This window comes from Kitasatospora sp. NPDC001175 (genome assembly GCF_053598215.1).
The window spans coordinates 104,387-118,919 of sequence record NZ_JBSFJU010000007.1 but is presented as its reverse complement, the minus strand read 5'-3'; the positions used below and the strand labels follow the sequence as shown (position 1 = coordinate 118,919).

Sequence of the window (14,533 nt, the reverse complement as noted above, 5' to 3'; positions counted from 1 at the left end):
CGGCCGGGTGCGGTCAGCCGAGGCCGTTGGACTTCAGCCAGTCCTTGGCCACCGTCGAGGGATCCTCCTTGTCGACGGAGACCCGCTTCATCATCGCGGTCAGGCCCGGGGTGTCGAGCTTGGCCGAGACGGCGTTCAGGGCGCCGGTGGCGGTGGCGTCCAGACCGGCCTTGTTGACCAGCGGGGTGACGTTCTGCGAGCTGAAGAGGTTCTTCGGGTCGGTCAGCGAGACCAGCTTGAACTGGATGATCTTCGGGTCGGTGGTGAAGACGTTGCCGATCTGGACCGAGCCGTCCTTGAGCGCGTTGGCGGTGGTGTCCCCGGTGGGCTTCCACTCCTTGAAGGTGAGCCCGTAGACGTCCTTGAACTGCTGCTCGCGGCGGGACTTGAACTCCGGTGGCCCGCCGATGGTGAACTCGCCGGCCTTACCGGCCAGGTCGGCGATGCTCTTCAACTGGTACTTGTCGGCGGTCTCCTGGGTGACGTTCAGCGAGTCCTTGTCCTCGGCCGCGGCCGAGTCGAGGATCCCCAGCGTGTTCGGCAGCACCTGCTGCAGCGCGGCGTTGACCGCCGCGGTGCCGGTGGCGGTGTTCTTGGCGTCCAGGTAGCCGAGGAGCGCGCCGTTGTACTCGGGCAGGACGGTCAGGCTGCCGTTCTTCAGCTGGCCGTAGAGCACCTCGCGGCTGCCGATGTTGAACTTCTCCTCGACCTTGACGCCCTTGGCCTTGAGCGCCTGCGAGTAGATCGAGGCCAGCAGGACGTTCTCCGGGAAGTTCGCCGAGCCGACCACCACGGTTCTCCCGCCACCACCTGACGAGCCCGATGAATTGGCCGAGGAGTCCAGCGGGTTGCCGCTGCCGGAGGAGGAGCAGGCCGCCGCACCGAGCAGCAGGCAGGCGGCGGTGACGGTCCTGAGTAGACGGGTGGTCATGGGGTCCCTTTCGTGGTCCCGCGGCCGGGCGCGGTGCGGGAGATGGTCCGGTGGGCGAGCAGACCGCCGGGCGGTCTCACGAGCTGTGCGCGACGGTGGCACCGGCCGCACGCTGGGCACGCACGCCGCGCGGCAGCGCGTACCGGATCAGGCCGGCGAACAGCAGTTGGGTGGCGACGGCGAGCAGTACGACCAGCAGTGCGCCGCCCAGGGTGGCTGGGAAGTCGCGGGTGGCCAGGCCGTCGATGACGTACCGGCCGAGTCCGCCGAGGCCGACGTACGCGGCGACGGTGGCGGTGGCGATCACCTGGACGGCCGCCGTGCGCAGGCCGGCGAGGACGGCGGGCAGCGCGTTGGGCAGGCAGACCTGCCAGAGCACCTGGCGGCCCGTCATGCCGATGCCGAGCGCGGCGTCCCGCAGTTCGGGGTCGGTGCCCCGGATGCCCTCGACCGTGGCGACCAGCACCGGCGGTGCGGCCAGCGCGACCAGCGGCAGCAGGATGGCGGTGTCGCCGACGCCGCCGACCAGTACGGTGAGTGTGACCAGGCCGAGAGTGGGCAGGGCGCGGGCGATGCCGGTGAACGCGGTCACGGCGACGGCGCCGCGCCCGGTGTAGCCGATCAGCAGGCCGAGCGGGATCGCCAGCAGCGCCGCGTACAGCAGGGCCTCGCCGGAGAAGGCGAGGTGCTCGGCGACCCGGTGGGTGATCGCGTTGGGCCCGCTCTGCCGGTCGGGTGCGGTGAAGAAGGTGTGCAGCCAGTCGATCCAGTTCACCGGGCGGCCCCCGTCCGGAGGGCCCAGGGGGCCAGCAGCCGCCGGGCCAGGACCAGCAGCAGGTCGGTGACCAGGGCGAGCGCGGCGATCAGCACGATGCCGGCCACGATCGGGGTGGGGAAGGTGCGCTGGAAACCGTCGATGAACAGGTAGCCGAGGCCGCCCCGGCCGATCAGCGCGCCGACCGCCGCCAGCGAGATGCTGGACACCGCGGCGACCCGCAGCCCGGCCATCAGATACGGGACGGCGGCCGGGAGTTCGACGGCGGACAGCCGGTGCCAGGGGCCGTAGCCCATGGCGGTCGCCGCCTGCCGCACGGAGTCCGGCACCGAGCGCAGTCCGTCCACGGCTGTGGGCAGCAGTACGGCGAGCGCGTAGAAGGTGAGCGGCACCATCACGGTGGCCCGGGTGGCCAGCCCGGTGTACGGGATCAGCACCACGAAGACCGCGAGCGAGGGCAGCGCGTACACCACGTTGAAGACGGCGGAGAGCGGCTGGTAGATGCGGGGGAAGCGAGCACAGGCGAGGCTCAGCGGAACGGCGATCAGCAGCGCGATCAGCACCGGGACCAGGGAGATCACCGCATGGTCGAGGGTGAGGTCGCGCAGGTAGCCGAGGTGGTCCCCGATCCAGTACCAGCGGACCAGGGGTTCACCGTCCATCGGTGCTCACCGGCCCTCGGCTGCTTCCGGGCTCCGGAGCCGGAGGGGCGCCGGTCAGTGCGGCGAGGACCGCCGCCCGGTCGGCGGTGCCGACCGCCCGGCCGTTCGCGTCGACGGCGACGACCGCGCCGGCGGGGGAGAGGACGGCGGCGTCCAGCGCGCTGCGCAGGGTGTCGGTTCCGGGGTGGAAGACCGGCGCGGGGTGAGGGTCCTCATCCGGACGGTCGAGGTCGATCCAGCCGGTCGGCCGCCCGTCCGCGTCCAGCCGCAGCTCCCAGCCGGCCTGCCGGGTGCCCTCGCCGAGTGGACGGACGGCGACGGTGCGGGCCGGGAGCAGCCCGAGGCCGCGCAGCCCGCGGTCGCGGCCCAGGAAGGCGGCCACGCCCTCGTCGGCCGGTTCGGTCAACAGGGTGTGCGGATCGGCGAGTTGGGCGATCCGGCCCCGCTCGCGCAGTACCGCCACCTGGTCGCCGAGCCGGACGGCCTCCTCGATGTCGTGTGTGACGAACAGTACGGTCTTGTTCAATTCGCCCTGCAGACGGAGCAGTTCGTCCTGCAGTCCGGCGCGGACCACCGGGTCGACCGCGCTGAACGGCTCGTCCATCAGTAGCACCGGAGGGTCGGCCGCCAGCGCTCGGGCCACGCCGACCCGCTGCTGCTGGCCGCCGGACAGCTGGAAGGGGTAGCGCTTGGCCAGTTCGGGCGCCAGGCCCACGAGCTCGAGCAGCTCGGCGGCGCGGGCGCGGGCCTTCTTGCGGTCCCAGCCGAGCAGATAGGGGACGGTGGCGATGTTGTCGATGACGCGGCGGTGCGGGAAGAGCCCGGCCTGCTGGATCACATAGCCGATGCCCCGGCGCAGCTTGGCGGCGGGCAGCTGGGAGACGTCGGTGCCGTCCAGCAGCACCCGTCCCGCGGTCGGCTCGACCATGCGGTTGACCATCCGCAGGATCGTGGTCTTGCCGCAGCCGGAGGGTCCGACCAGTACCGTGGTGCGGCCGGCAGGTATGTCCAGGTCGAGGCCCTCGACGGCGATCGTGCCGTCGGGATGGCGCTTGGCGGCGCCGTCGAATCTGATCACGAAAGGATCCTAGCTTCGGCGCCTGGGCGCCGTTCGGTTCTTGGAGCGGATATCGGAACACGGCAGAGCGCGTCCGACTCGAACTGATCTTCGGATCGTCACGGCTTTCCCTGTCGTGCGCGGGTGCAAACCTTCCTGTCCCTGTTACGAATTCCCGCCGGTCCGGTGCGCAGGAGCACTCCGGTGCTCCGGGCCCTCGACCGTCCCGGCCACGGTCGGCAGGCCCGCGGCGGCCCAGGCGAGGAAACCGCCGTCCAGGTCGGTCGCCCGGTACAGCCCCAGCTCGCGCAGGCCGGCGGCGGCCAGGCTGGACGCGTAGCCCTCCGAGCAGAGCACGATCACCGCCAGCCCGTGCCCGGTTGCCTCCGGCACGCGGTGACCGCTCGTCGGATCCAGCCGCCACTCCAGTACGTTCCGCTCGATCACCAGCGCACCGGGGATGCCGCCCTCACGCGCGCGCTGCGCCGCGGGGCGGATGTCCACCAGCAGTGCGCCCGCGGCCGCCGCGCGGTACGCCTCCAGCGGGCCCGGCCGGTGCACCCCGGCCCGCGCGCGCTCGACCAGCTCGTCAACCGTGGTCACCACTGCTCCGGCCCCTCCTGCGCGGTGCGCGCCAGGCCCTCGGCGCGCAGTTCGTACCGGGACATCGACGCCAGCGGCGGCGAGTACGCGTGGATGGTCACCGCCGGTCCGCCGCCGGTGTTCCGGACGTCGTGCAGGTACTCGGGACCGAAGGACCGGGCGGTGCCCGGGGCCAGCCGCCGGACCAGCAGTCCCTGCCCGGGCCCGCCCAGTGACAGCTCCTCCAACTCGCCCAGCGTCACCACGAAGGCGCCGCGCGAACCGCCGTGGTCGTGGAAGCCGGTGGACTGGCCCGGCAGCCAGCTGATCAGCCAGACCTCGTGATCCTCGGTGAGCGCCAGCCGTTCGTACCAGCGGTCCTCGGCGGACAGCCGGACCCGGGGCAGCCAGCGGTCGGGCTGCCCGGCGAGCTCTCGGACGATCTCGCGCAGGGCGGTCGGGGAGAGCGGGGCGGGTGAGGAGGGCTGGGTGCTCTGGGGGAGCTGGGCGTTCGGGGCGGGCGGCGCCACGGCGGGCGCAGGGGCGAGGTCAAGGCTCATGGGGCATCCTCGGGTAGGCCGAAGGAGCCTGCCGGACACGGGCGCACGGGGAAGCGCGGACCCGAACGGCAGGCGGGAGGAGAGCGAAGAGAGGGTGAGGCGAGAGCGCGGCTCAGGCCCTGGCAGACGTCACAGGGCGGGGAGACGGGTCAGCGGGCACACATGTCGCTCGCCTGGCGTCGCAGATCGACGTGCAGGCGGCAGACCAGGGTGGTGCCGGTGTCCATGGGCTGATCGTCGCGGAGCCGGGCCCGGCGCGTCAAGCGCGGACCGCCTGGCGGTCACCCTGCCGCGCTCGCCACCGACGGTGCTCCTCGTGGCCTGCTCGGCCGAGTCGGGGCCGGTATCCGAACGCGGTCGGGCATCCGCAAGCGGCCGGCCTGCCCCGGGGGAGACGGGGCAGGCCGGCCGGAAGAGGCGCTGACGCGGTGCCGGGGCGGACCTCGGCGCCGCGCAGGCTCAGTTGTCCTTGGTCGCGTCCGCGTCCGCCTGGGCGGCGGCGCTATCGGCGGCGTCCACCTTCTGTTGCATGTCCTTCAGCTGGGGGTCCGCGCTGCCGTCCGACGCCCCGTCCGCCGGCGCCGGCGTCACCGAGGCCGTCGGCGCGGGTGCGGCGCTGGTCGGTCCGCAGGCCGTGAGCAGCGGCGTCGAGCCGAGCGCCAGCACGGCCAGCAGGGTGGCGGCGGAGCGGCGTACGGTCACTGGCCCGCCGCCGTACCGTGGCCGTGCGCCCCGCACCAGGTCGCCACGGACTTGAGGTCCGTCTGGCGGCTCTGCAGGTTCGGCAGCAGGCTCTTGCGGTAGGCGAGCCGGTCGCTCAGGTACTTCTCGATCTCGGTGTGGCCGGCCGACTTGGCGTTGTCCACCCGCTGCTCCATCCGGGCGATCGAACCGGGCACGGTGGCGTCACCGTTCAGCCGGGTGATCGCGGCGCTGAGCCGCTTCTCGGTCTGCGGCAGGCGCTTGCAGATGGCCACCGCACCGTCCCCCTTCGGGGCCGGCTTGGTCGCCGCCTGGGCGGGAGCGGCAGCGGCGAACAGGGCGCCGGCCAGGGTGAGCGCGCCGAGTGCGGCGGTGGCCTTGCGGTTCGGGAACATGGCTGAATCTCCTCCAGTGCCACGAGACGCCGGCCCTTCGCGGACCGGCCGGGCTGGAAGGTAGCGACGGTTCTTGTGGATTCCTTGTGAGTCGGATCCGTGCGGCGGCCGGTACCGGGAACGCCCTGGCAGGCTCTCGGCGCGCTGGTCGGGCTGGGCTGCGGCCGGTACCGGGAACGAAGGCCCGGTCAGACCCCGGTGCGTGGATCCGAGCCGCGGTCCTGACCCGAGAGCCAGTCGCGGCGGACGGGGAGACGCGGTGGCGGGGCGTCGGTGGCGGGCAGCGGCAGACGGACCTCGAACCGGCAGCCCGCGCCCCGGGGCGGTGTCCCGACCGAAACCGCGCCCCGGTGCAGTGCCACCTGCTGCGCGACCAGGGTCAGCCCGAGTCCCGAACCCGGGCTGCCCGGCCTGCGGTGGAACCGGGCGAAGACCCGGTCCCGCCCGTCGGGCGGGATACCCGGCCCGCCGTCGTCCACCGTGAGCACCGCGAACGCGCCCTCGGTGCGCAGCCGTACCGCGATCCGTACCGTGGAATCGGCCGAACGTCCGTGCACCACCGCGTTGTTGAGCAGGTTGACCAGCAGGATGCGCAGCCCCGCCTCCCAGCCGAAGATCCGGAGCTCGGCCGGCAGCTCGCAGCAGAGTTCGGCCTGCGGGCTGCGCCGCGCCGTCTCGCCCGCCACCGCGTCCGTCAACTCGGCCAGGTCCAGCGGGCCGAACGCGGTCAGCTCGACCAGGTCGCCCTGGGCCAGGGCGCGCAGCGCGGTCAGCAGATCCAGCAGTCGGGCGTGCTCGCTCCGCAGGTCCCCCAGCACCTCGTCGCGTTCCTCGGCCGGCAGGTCGGGGTGCGCGGCCAGCACGTCCAGGTTGGTGCGCATGCTCATCAGCGGGGTGCGCAGCTCGTGCGAGGCCGCGGAGGAGAACGACCGCGCGGTGTCCAACGCCTGGGCCGTACGCCCCGCCTGTTCCTCGTAGCGGGTGAGCAACCCGGCGATGGAGAGCGCGAGTTCGTCCACCTCGGCGACGCCGGAGTGCTGGGCGGCGAAGCCGGCCGCACCCGCTCCGGGGTCCAACTCGCCCGCCCGGCGGCTGAGCCGGCGCAGCGAGGCGGTGGTCCGGTCGGCGACGGCGTAGGCCAGCAGGCCGGAGACCGGTGCGGTGACCAGGGCAACCAGCAGCACCCGCCGGCGTACCGCCGCGAGTTCGGGCTCGGTGGCCGAGGCCGGGGTCAGCAGCCAGAGCGTCCCGGAAGCCGGGCCGTCCACCGGGACGGCCAGGACCCGCCAGGCACGTGCCTTGTCCCGGATGGTGACCGGACCGCCCGCGGTCGCCGGAGGCAGCCGCACCGGGGCTGCGGGCTGCGGGCCGCCGGTCAGGAGCACCGTGCCGTCCGCCGCCGCCACCCGGATCCCCGCGTCGAGGGTGTCGGCGAGCACCTTGTGGTGCCGGTTCTGCTCGGCCTGGGGTCGGCCGCCCTGGTCGGCGGCGAGCAGCGCCCGCACGTCCGGCTTCACCAGCGAGGCCCGGTCCTGGAGCCGGGTGTCCTGCTGGTGCCGCAGGTCGCGGCCGACCAGCCCCAGCACCAGCAGCCCGGCGGCCAGCACCAGCAGCGGCACCAGGGCGGTCACCGAGAGCGCGATCCGGGTCGAGAGTCTCATCGGCCGACCGCCTGCCCGGTGCCTTCGGCCTGCCCGGTGCCGTCCGGCGCTGGTGCGGCCGGACGGCCGGGTTCTTCCCGAACGCTCGGCGGGCGCAGGACGAAACCGACGCCGCGGACGGTGTGGATCAGCCGAGGCCGTCCGTCCGCCTCCAGCTTGCGGCGCAGATAGCTGATGAAGGTGTCCACGGCGTCGGTCCGGACCTCGAAGTCGTAGCCCCAGACCCGGTCGAGCAGCTGGTCCCTGGTGAGCACCAGCCCGGCGTTCCGCACCAGCTGTACCAGCAGCTCGAACTCCCGTCTGGTGAGCTGGAGTTCTACGCCATCGCGGAAGACTTGGCGGGTGGCGGGATCGACCGTCAGCGGTCCGGCGCGGAGCACCTCCGGTCGCGGCGGTTCGGCCGGCCCGGCCGTGGGCGCCGGTGTCCGGCGGCGGAGCAGCGCCCTGATCCGCAGGACCAGCTCCTCCAGCGCGAACGGCTTCACCAGGTAGTCGTCCGCCCCGGCCTGGAGCCCGGCGACCCGGTCCGTCACCTCGTCCAGCGCCGAGAGCATCAGCACGGGCGTGTCGTCGCCCCCGGCCCGCAGCGCCCGGCACACCTCGATCCCGCTGAGGCCCGGCATCGAGACGTCCAGCACCACGACGTCCGGTGGGGACCCCGCCCCCGCCCCGGCCAGCAAGCGCATCGCACCGGGTCCGTCCTCGGCGACCAGCACCGTGAAGCCGCTCAGTCGCAGTCCGCGCTCCAGCGAGCGGCGGATGGCGGCGTCGTCGTCCGCGATCAGTACCCGTCCGGTGGTCATGGCCTCGCCGCCCTCCTCCTCGCCTGCCCGCCCGCGGCGGATCACCCGTGGCTGCCGGGTCGCGGCTGCTCGCGCGCGGCCGCTCCGGGCGCCCGACCCTCTCATGCTTCCCCCGGGCGATCGGGCCCGGGGTGGGGTTCGGGTCCGGGTTCGGGGCCGGGCTCGTTCCCGGGATGGGGCGCGGGGGCCGGGTCGGGCTCCGGGAGCGGCGAGTGCGGTGGTCCGGTACGGCTCGGCGGGAACCGGGGCGGGAACCGACCGGCGGTCGGACGCGTCCTCGCTGGCAGTAAGGCTGCGCCTGAGCGGCGTGGTGAAGGGTTGGAGAGACGTATGGGATTCATCAGCTGGATCATCCTCGGCCTGCTGGCCGGGGCTATCGCGAAAATCCTGCTTCCCGGACGTGACCCGGGCGGCCTCATCGGCACCACCCTGATCGGTATCGCCGGTTCCTTCGTGGGTGGCTGGCTCTCGGCGACCTTCCTGCACCGGTCGGTGGCCAAGCACTTCTACGACCCCGCCACCTGGGGCGCGGCGATCGCGGGCTCGCTGGTGCTGCTGATCGCCTACCGGCTGCTCTTCGGCAATTCCCGCGACTGACGGAGGTGGTGGGTCCGCGCTGACGCGGACCCACCACCCTGTCGGCCGATCACCGGATCACGCGACCGGGACCCAGTCGGGCAGTTCCTGCTGCGCCGCGGTCCAGCTCGGCGGTACCTCGGCCAGCCCGGTGCGGGCGGCGACCACGCCGGCCGCGATGGCGCAGGTGGTGTCCATGTCGCCCCAGCCGCCGAGGGTGTCCCAGATCGCCTCCGGCAGCGAGTCCAACTGCCCTGCCGCGCACCAGAGTGCGAACGGCACGGTGTCCTGCGCGGAGATCTGCAGCCCGGAGCCGAGCACACTCGCCGCATGCCGGATGGAGGTGCCCGCCGGGAACCGGGCCGCGATCCGCAGGCCCGAGCGCACGTCGGAATCCGGCAGCAACTCGGCGACCCGGCCCAGCAGTTCGACCCGGTCGGGTGCCACCTCGCCCCGGCTGCGGGCCGCGAAGGCCGCCGCGAGCGCGACCGCCACCGCCCCCGAGACCGCCTCCGGGTTGAAGTGCGTGGTGAGCGCGGAGAGTTCGGCCTGCTCGGCGACCCGGTCCAGGTCGTCGGCGAACCAGGCGCCCAGCGGCGCGACCCGCATCGCAGCGCCGTTGCCGTGCGAGCCCTGGCCGCCGAACATCGACGAGGTGATGGCCTGCCAGTCACCGCCCTCGTGGATCTGCCGCAGCACCTGGTGCATCGACGGCCCGTACTTGCGTGCAGGGTCGGCGGTGTAGGCCTCGGCGAACGCCCGCGCCAGCTCCGACTGCCTGACCTCGCCGTACTGGAGCAGGTGCTGGAAGAGGACCAGCGCCATCGCGGTGTCGTCCGTCCAGTGCCACGGCGCCTCGCGGACCGTCCGGGCGGCGAGGCGGGCGTCGGCCTCGCTGTTGTCCACGCTGAACCAGCGGTCGCCGAAGGCGTCGCCGAGGGCCAGGCCCCGCAGACTGTCGAGGGCCGACCAGGGAGCAAGCACGTCATCCTCCATGTGAGATCAACTCGGTGGGGGACATCGTGCCCGCTCGCCCCGGCCGCGCGCGACTGGATTCCGGGAGGGCGGTGGGCCACGCCAGGCGCGAGGCCGTGTTGGGCGGAGCCGTGTCGGGCGCAGGCCGTGTCGGGCCCGGGTGCAGGCGCGGGCCTGCCGAGCGGTGGCTCCCGGCTGCCCGGGGCCGGTGCGAGCTTGCGGGTGCCGGCGCCGACGCGGGGTGTCAGCGCGAGCGCAGGCCGGTGAGGAGCAGGTTCCAGAGGGCCTCGAAGTCGGTCTCGCACTTCGGGTCGGCCCACTCGGCAGCGTGTACCGGGTCGTGGAAGTGGGCGGTGGCCTGGAAGACGGCGCGCGCGGCCGTGGCCACGTGGGTCGGACGGAACTCGCCCTGGTGGATGCCGTCCTGGATGATCGTGGCGATCTGGGTGGTGAGCGTCTCGATGTGCGCCTCGACGGTGGCCGAGAGCTCGTTGACCAGCGTCATGTAGGTCGCGAACAGCTCGGGATCGTCCAGTGCCTTCTTGCGCTTGGCGGCGAACAGCGTCGCCAGCCAGCGGTGCAGGCGCTCCACGGCCGGGCCGCGCTCCGCGGTGATCGCCGCCAGGGTGTGGTGCGCCTGGTCCAGCCAGCGCTGGGTGACCGCCTCGCGGAGCGCGGCCTTGCTGGGGAAGTGCCGGTAGACACTGCCGTGGCTGACACCGAGCGTGCGGGCGATGTCCACCACGGTGGCCTTGGCCGGACCGAACCGCCGCAGGACGTCCTCCGCCGCGCTCAGGATTTGCTCGGGAGTGAGTGCGCTGTCCGTGGTCACGGCGGGGTACGTCCTTCAGTGCGGTTGCGGGCCGGCGGTGGCTCGCCGCGGTACGGGCCTGACCGGTGTCAGTGCTCGCTGTCGAGGTGGGCCATCTGTGCGGCAGCGTACCTGTCGCCGGCGGCCGCACCGGCCGGGACCGCTGCCTCGATGGCGGCGAGGTCGGCCGTGGTCAGCGTGACGTCCAGCGCACCGAGGGCCTCGGCCAGGCGGTCCCGGCGGCGGGCGCCGACCAGCGGCACGATGTCCGAACCGCGCGAGGCGACCCAGGCGATGGCGACCTGGGCTACGGTGGCGCCCTTGGCCTCGGCGATCACCCGCAGCGCCTCCACCAGGCGGAGGTTGTGGTTGAGGTTCTCCCCCTGGAAGCGCGGGCTGTGGCCGCGGAAGTCGGCCGGACTCACCTCACGGTCGCTGGTCCAGTGGCCGCTGAGCAGGCCGCGGGAGAGCACGCCGTACGCGGTGACGCCGATGTTCAGAGAGCGCGCGGCTGGCAGCACCTCGGCCTCCAGGGTGCGGGAGAGCAGCGAGTACTCGATCTGCAGGTCGCTGATCGGGTGGACCGCGGCGGCCCGGCGCAGGGTCTCGGCGCCGACCTCGGACAGGCCGATGTGGCGGACGTAGCCGGCCTTGACCAGCTCCGCGATGGCGCCGACCGTCTCCTCGATCGGCACGTTCGGGTCCAGTCGAGCCGGGCGGTAGACGTCGATGTGGTCGGTGCCCAGGCGGCGCAGCGTGTACGCCAGGGCCGTCTTGGTGGCTGCGGGGCTGGTGTCGATGCCGAGCCAGCTGCCGTCCGGGCCGCGCTGGGCGCCGAACTTGACGCTGATCTCGACGTCCTCGCGGTTGTGGCCGCGAAGCGCCTCGCGGATCAGCAGCTCGTTGTGGCCCATGCCGTAGAAGTCGCCGGTGTCCAGCAGGGTGATCCCGGCATCCATGGCGGCGTGGATGGTGGCGATGCTCTCGGCCTCGTCGGCGGCGCCGTAGAGGTCTGACATGCCCATGAGGCCAAGGCCCAGGGCGGAGGCGGTGAAGGAACTCGCGCCGAGGGTGGCGCGGGTGGGGGCGGTGCTCACGGAGTCTGCTCCTGGAAGTGCGGAGGGGGCGCGGGCGCGATGTGCGGGTGCGGATCGGATGCGGGCGGGAGTCCGCCTGCGGTATCGACTATGGCATGTCGAATGACAGATTTCAATATCTGTCATTCGACATCTGGCGATCGTCATCAGTCATCAGTCATCAGTCATCGGCCATGGGGCATCGGTCGACCGTTGCCTGCCGCCTGCCGCCTGCCGCCTGCCGCCTGCCGCCTGCCGCCGGTTGCCAGGCGTCCGTTGCCGGACAGGTTCTCCGCTGCCGGACCCACCGACCGCCCGTCACTCGACCCCGGGCATCCGTCGACCGCGGGGCGACTGCCGGGCGCGGTCCGTCGTAAGGTGGCGGCCGTCGGCAGCCGCGATCGCCGTCGATGAGTCATCGGTTCGTTGCCGACCGTGACACCGCGCGCCGGAATCCGGGCCTGCCGCCTGCCGCCTGCCGGTTGCGCCCGGCTCGAAGTCCTGGAACGGCGTGAAGCGGTACGCGCCGGTCGTTCCTCCCCTGGTCGCCGATCTGGTACCAAACGCTGAGTGCTCATCACTCATCGGACGTGGATCGGCCGGGCGTTGCGGCTTCGCTGTGCAGTGATGCCGACGGAGGTCCATGGTGGAAGTGGGCGCGATCCCGCGACCGCGCTCGTGCGTTGGCCCAGGCCCGGGCTCCGTGCCCGACCGGGAACCGCCCCGGCGGGCCGCCGTCCTCGCCCGGTGGCCGATGCGACGCAGTACTCGGGGCACCTCGCAAGGGGACGAACCAATCTTCTAGGCTCACTTCTCGGCTTCCCCTGCACCGGCGCCCCGAGTGCACCGATGGGTCAGGGGGCTGCCGTCCACGGCCCCCGGGTCCACCCGGGGCTGCCGGACCGAGCGAGGAGGACGCAGTGTTGCCCAGCCCGAGGTCGCACCAACCGGCGTTGCCCGACCGAGCCTGCGGCTGCCGGTGCCGCTATACCGGCGGCGATCGGGGAGGCGTCCGATGAGTCCGAGTAGCGGCCCCAGTCCGAGTTCCAGCTCCAGTGCCGGGTCTGCTCCCGGTCCGGCTCACGGGCCCGCGCCCGGCTCCGTGCACGGCTCGGGTCAAGGGGCCGGTGCCGGTGGGAGCTTCGGTTCCGGTGCGAAGTCCGGACCCGGGGCCGGTTCGGGTGTCCGGCCCGGGAGTTCCCGTCCGGCCGGGCCGCAGACCGTGAGCGCGTACGCGGCAGCACACCCGCGTCCGGTCGGTGCCCGAGGCGTTCGGGTCGGCGGGGCCGACAGTGGCGGTGCGCGCGCGGCCGCCCCGAAGTCCGCGAGTTCGAGCCCGATAGCGCCCCGTGCCGCCGTGGTCACCGCCGCCACGGCAGCGGTCTCGGCATCGTCCGCTCGTACGGCAGTCCTACGGCCTTCGGTGCCCGGAGCGGCAGTTGGGGCTACCGCCGGGGCGGCGACTGGCACGACGACTGGCTCGACGACTGGCACGACGGCCGGGACGACGGCCGGGATGACGGCCGGTGTCGCGGCCGGGACCGAGGGCACCGCAGCGGCCGGCGAGTGCATCGGCACGGCCGCGCTGCCCGGACTTCCGCAGGCGTTGAGCGCCCGTGCCCGTACGCTGGCCGGTGCGGTCCGCCGCCGCTGCGTCGATCTGGCCGGGATGGAGTCGCCGTCCGGAGACGCACCCCGGCTGGACGTCCTGGCCGAGGAGTTGGCCGCCGGCTTCCGCGCCACCGGGGCCGAGGTCCGTCGCGAGCCTGGGCCGGCCGGTGACCATCTGCTGCTCACCTGGGCCGGCCGGGACGAGACCCTGCCGCACCTCCTGTTGGTGGGCCACCACGACACGGTCTGGCCGGTCGGGACGCTCCAGGACTGGCCGGTCCAGGAGGAGGACGGACTGCTCAGTGGTCCCGGTGTACTGGACATGAAGGCCGGTCTGGCACTGCTCGAAGGCGCGTTCGCGCTGCTGGCCGATCTCGGCGAGCGGCCGCACCGGCCGGTCCGGCTGGTGGTGGTCGCTGACGAGGAGGTCGGCAGCCCGGACGGACGAAAGCTCGTGGAGCGCCAACTGCCGGGGGCCGCAGCCGTCCTGGGGTTGGAGCCGCCGCACCCGGACGGCCGGCTCAAGACCGCGCGGCGCGGCAGCACCAGAGTGCGGCTGACCGTGACCGGCCGTGAGGCGCATGCGGGCAACCACGCCTCCGAGGGCGTTTCGGCCGTAGACGAACTGGTCGATCAGCTGGTCGCGGTGCGCAGTCTCGCCAGGCTTCCGGGTACCGAACTCAACGCCGGCCGGATCACCGGCGGCACCAGGGCCAATGTGGTGGCCGGCCGGGCCGAGGCCGAACTCGGTCTGCGCTTCGCCACCGCGGAGGCCCAGCGCAACACCCTCGACACCCTCGCCCACCTCACCGCCCTGCGTCCGGGCGCCCGGGTCCGGACCGAGGTGCTCTCCAGCCGCCCCGCCTGGCCGGAGCGTTCGGGCAACCCCCTGCTGCGGCACGTGCGGTCGCTGGCCGCGGCTCTCGGCCAGAAGCTGGACGGTGCTCCGGCGGGTGGCGCGGGTGACACCAACCTGGCGGGTGCGCGCGGTCTGCCGACCCTGGACGGCCTCGGCGCGGTCGGGGCCGGTCCGCACGCCCGCGACGAGCACATCCGGGTGGACCAACTCGCCCCGCGCATCGCCCTCCTGGCAGGGCTGCTCGCAGTCCCGCTGCCCCGGCTGCGCGAGCGGCCGTAGCCGTCGCCGCTGCCCGGAGGCGGCCGTGCGGTGAGGCGGCGGCCTGCGGAAGTCGGCGGCAGTCGTTCGGCCGCGGAGACGGCCGGACATTGCTCCGAGGGTGAGGCTCCGCTTGACCAACTGCGTGAGTGAGTGGCGTTGCACCACCGTGGCGGCGGGCCGTCGCGGTCGTCGCGCACGCAGCTGATCAAGCAGAGCCGCACCCCGGGGTACTCGGC

Annotated in this window: 15 protein-coding genes; 2 read left to right on the top strand and 13 right to left on the bottom strand. The window is 73.4% G+C overall.

Annotated elements, in window-relative coordinates; translation table 11 throughout:
• Window positions 1-13: 13 nt before the first annotated feature.
• From ACWDAK_RS07855 to ACWDAK_RS07810, 10 genes are all read right to left on the bottom strand, one after another.
• A complete protein-coding gene (locus ACWDAK_RS07855) occupies window positions 14-931 on the bottom strand; it encodes an ABC transporter substrate-binding protein (RefSeq protein ID WP_344637046.1) in 918 nt (305 codons plus the stop codon).
• A 76-nt stretch (window positions 932-1,007) separates the two neighbouring features.
• Window positions 1,008-1,706: an ABC transporter permease gene (locus tag ACWDAK_RS07850; RefSeq protein WP_344637045.1), complete on the bottom strand. Its 699-nt coding sequence runs from the start codon at window positions 1,704-1,706 to the stop codon at window positions 1,008-1,010.
• A complete protein-coding gene (locus tag ACWDAK_RS07845; RefSeq protein ID WP_344637044.1) occupies window positions 1,703-2,368 on the bottom strand; it encodes an ABC transporter permease in 666 nt (221 codons plus the stop codon). Before ACWDAK_RS07845 ends, ACWDAK_RS07850 begins: the two co-directional genes overlap by 4 nt.
• Window positions 2,358-3,446, bottom strand: coding sequence for an ABC transporter ATP-binding protein (locus ACWDAK_RS07840; protein ID WP_344637043.1), 1,089 nt, complete (start codon window positions 3,444-3,446; stop codon window positions 2,358-2,360). Before ACWDAK_RS07840 ends, ACWDAK_RS07845 begins: the two co-directional genes overlap by 11 nt.
• A gap of 144 nt (window positions 3,447-3,590) precedes the next feature.
• Window positions 3,591-4,031 carry a rhodanese-like domain-containing protein gene (locus ACWDAK_RS07835; protein WP_344637042.1) on the bottom strand — a complete coding sequence of 147 codons (441 nt, stop codon included), beginning with the start codon at window positions 4,029-4,031 and terminating at the stop codon, window positions 3,591-3,593.
• Window positions 4,025-4,567 carry a cysteine dioxygenase gene (locus ACWDAK_RS07830; protein WP_344637041.1) on the bottom strand — a complete coding sequence of 181 codons (543 nt, stop codon included), beginning with the start codon at window positions 4,565-4,567 and terminating at the stop codon, window positions 4,025-4,027. Before ACWDAK_RS07830 ends, ACWDAK_RS07835 begins: the two co-directional genes overlap by 7 nt.
• Window positions 4,568-5,026: 459 nt before the next feature.
• A complete protein-coding gene (locus tag ACWDAK_RS07825; RefSeq protein ID WP_427393234.1) occupies window positions 5,027-5,269 on the bottom strand; it encodes a hypothetical protein in 243 nt (80 codons plus the stop codon).
• On the bottom strand, window positions 5,266-5,664 hold the full coding sequence (locus tag ACWDAK_RS07820; protein ID WP_344637039.1) for a hypothetical protein: 399 nt from the start codon (window positions 5,662-5,664) through the stop codon (window positions 5,266-5,268). Before ACWDAK_RS07820 ends, ACWDAK_RS07825 begins: the two co-directional genes overlap by 4 nt.
• A gap of 188 nt (window positions 5,665-5,852) precedes the next feature.
• Complete coding sequence (locus tag ACWDAK_RS07815; RefSeq protein WP_427393235.1) at window positions 5,853-7,325, bottom strand: sensor histidine kinase; 1,473 nt, start codon at window positions 7,323-7,325, stop codon at window positions 5,853-5,855.
• A complete protein-coding gene (locus ACWDAK_RS07810; RefSeq protein WP_344637037.1) occupies window positions 7,322-8,128 on the bottom strand; it encodes a response regulator transcription factor in 807 nt (268 codons plus the stop codon). The genes ACWDAK_RS07815 and ACWDAK_RS07810 overlap by 4 nt, the downstream gene beginning before the upstream one ends.
• Before the next feature lie 330 nt (window positions 8,129-8,458).
• Between ACWDAK_RS07810 and ACWDAK_RS07805 the strand changes: the two genes are divergently transcribed.
• Window positions 8,459-8,725 carry a GlsB/YeaQ/YmgE family stress response membrane protein gene (locus ACWDAK_RS07805; protein WP_344637036.1) on the top strand — a complete coding sequence of 89 codons (267 nt, stop codon included), beginning with the start codon at window positions 8,459-8,461 and terminating at the stop codon, window positions 8,723-8,725.
• A 57-nt stretch (window positions 8,726-8,782) separates the two neighbouring features.
• Here the strand turns inward: ACWDAK_RS07805 and ACWDAK_RS07800 are convergent, their stop codons facing one another.
• The 3 genes from ACWDAK_RS07800 to ACWDAK_RS07790 form a co-directional block, all read right to left on the bottom strand.
• The gene (locus tag ACWDAK_RS07800; protein ID WP_425557628.1) at window positions 8,783-9,688 is read right to left on the bottom strand and encodes an ADP-ribosylglycohydrolase family protein; all 906 of its coding nucleotides are present in this window, start codon (window positions 9,686-9,688) and stop codon (window positions 8,783-8,785) included.
• Between the two features lie 235 nt (window positions 9,689-9,923).
• The gene (locus tag ACWDAK_RS07795; protein ID WP_344637034.1) at window positions 9,924-10,511 is read right to left on the bottom strand and encodes a TetR family transcriptional regulator; all 588 of its coding nucleotides are present in this window, start codon (window positions 10,509-10,511) and stop codon (window positions 9,924-9,926) included.
• 68 nt (window positions 10,512-10,579) lie between these two features.
• On the bottom strand, window positions 10,580-11,587 hold the full coding sequence (locus tag ACWDAK_RS07790) for an aldo/keto reductase (protein ID WP_427393236.1): 1,008 nt from the start codon (window positions 11,585-11,587) through the stop codon (window positions 10,580-10,582).
• A 1,495-nt stretch (window positions 11,588-13,082) separates the two neighbouring features.
• On the opposite strand from ACWDAK_RS07790, the gene ACWDAK_RS07785 reads away from it, so the two are divergent.
• A complete protein-coding gene (locus ACWDAK_RS07785; protein WP_427393237.1) occupies window positions 13,083-14,315 on the top strand; it encodes a M20 family metallopeptidase in 1,233 nt (410 codons plus the stop codon).
• Window positions 14,316-14,533: the final 218 nt, after the last annotated feature.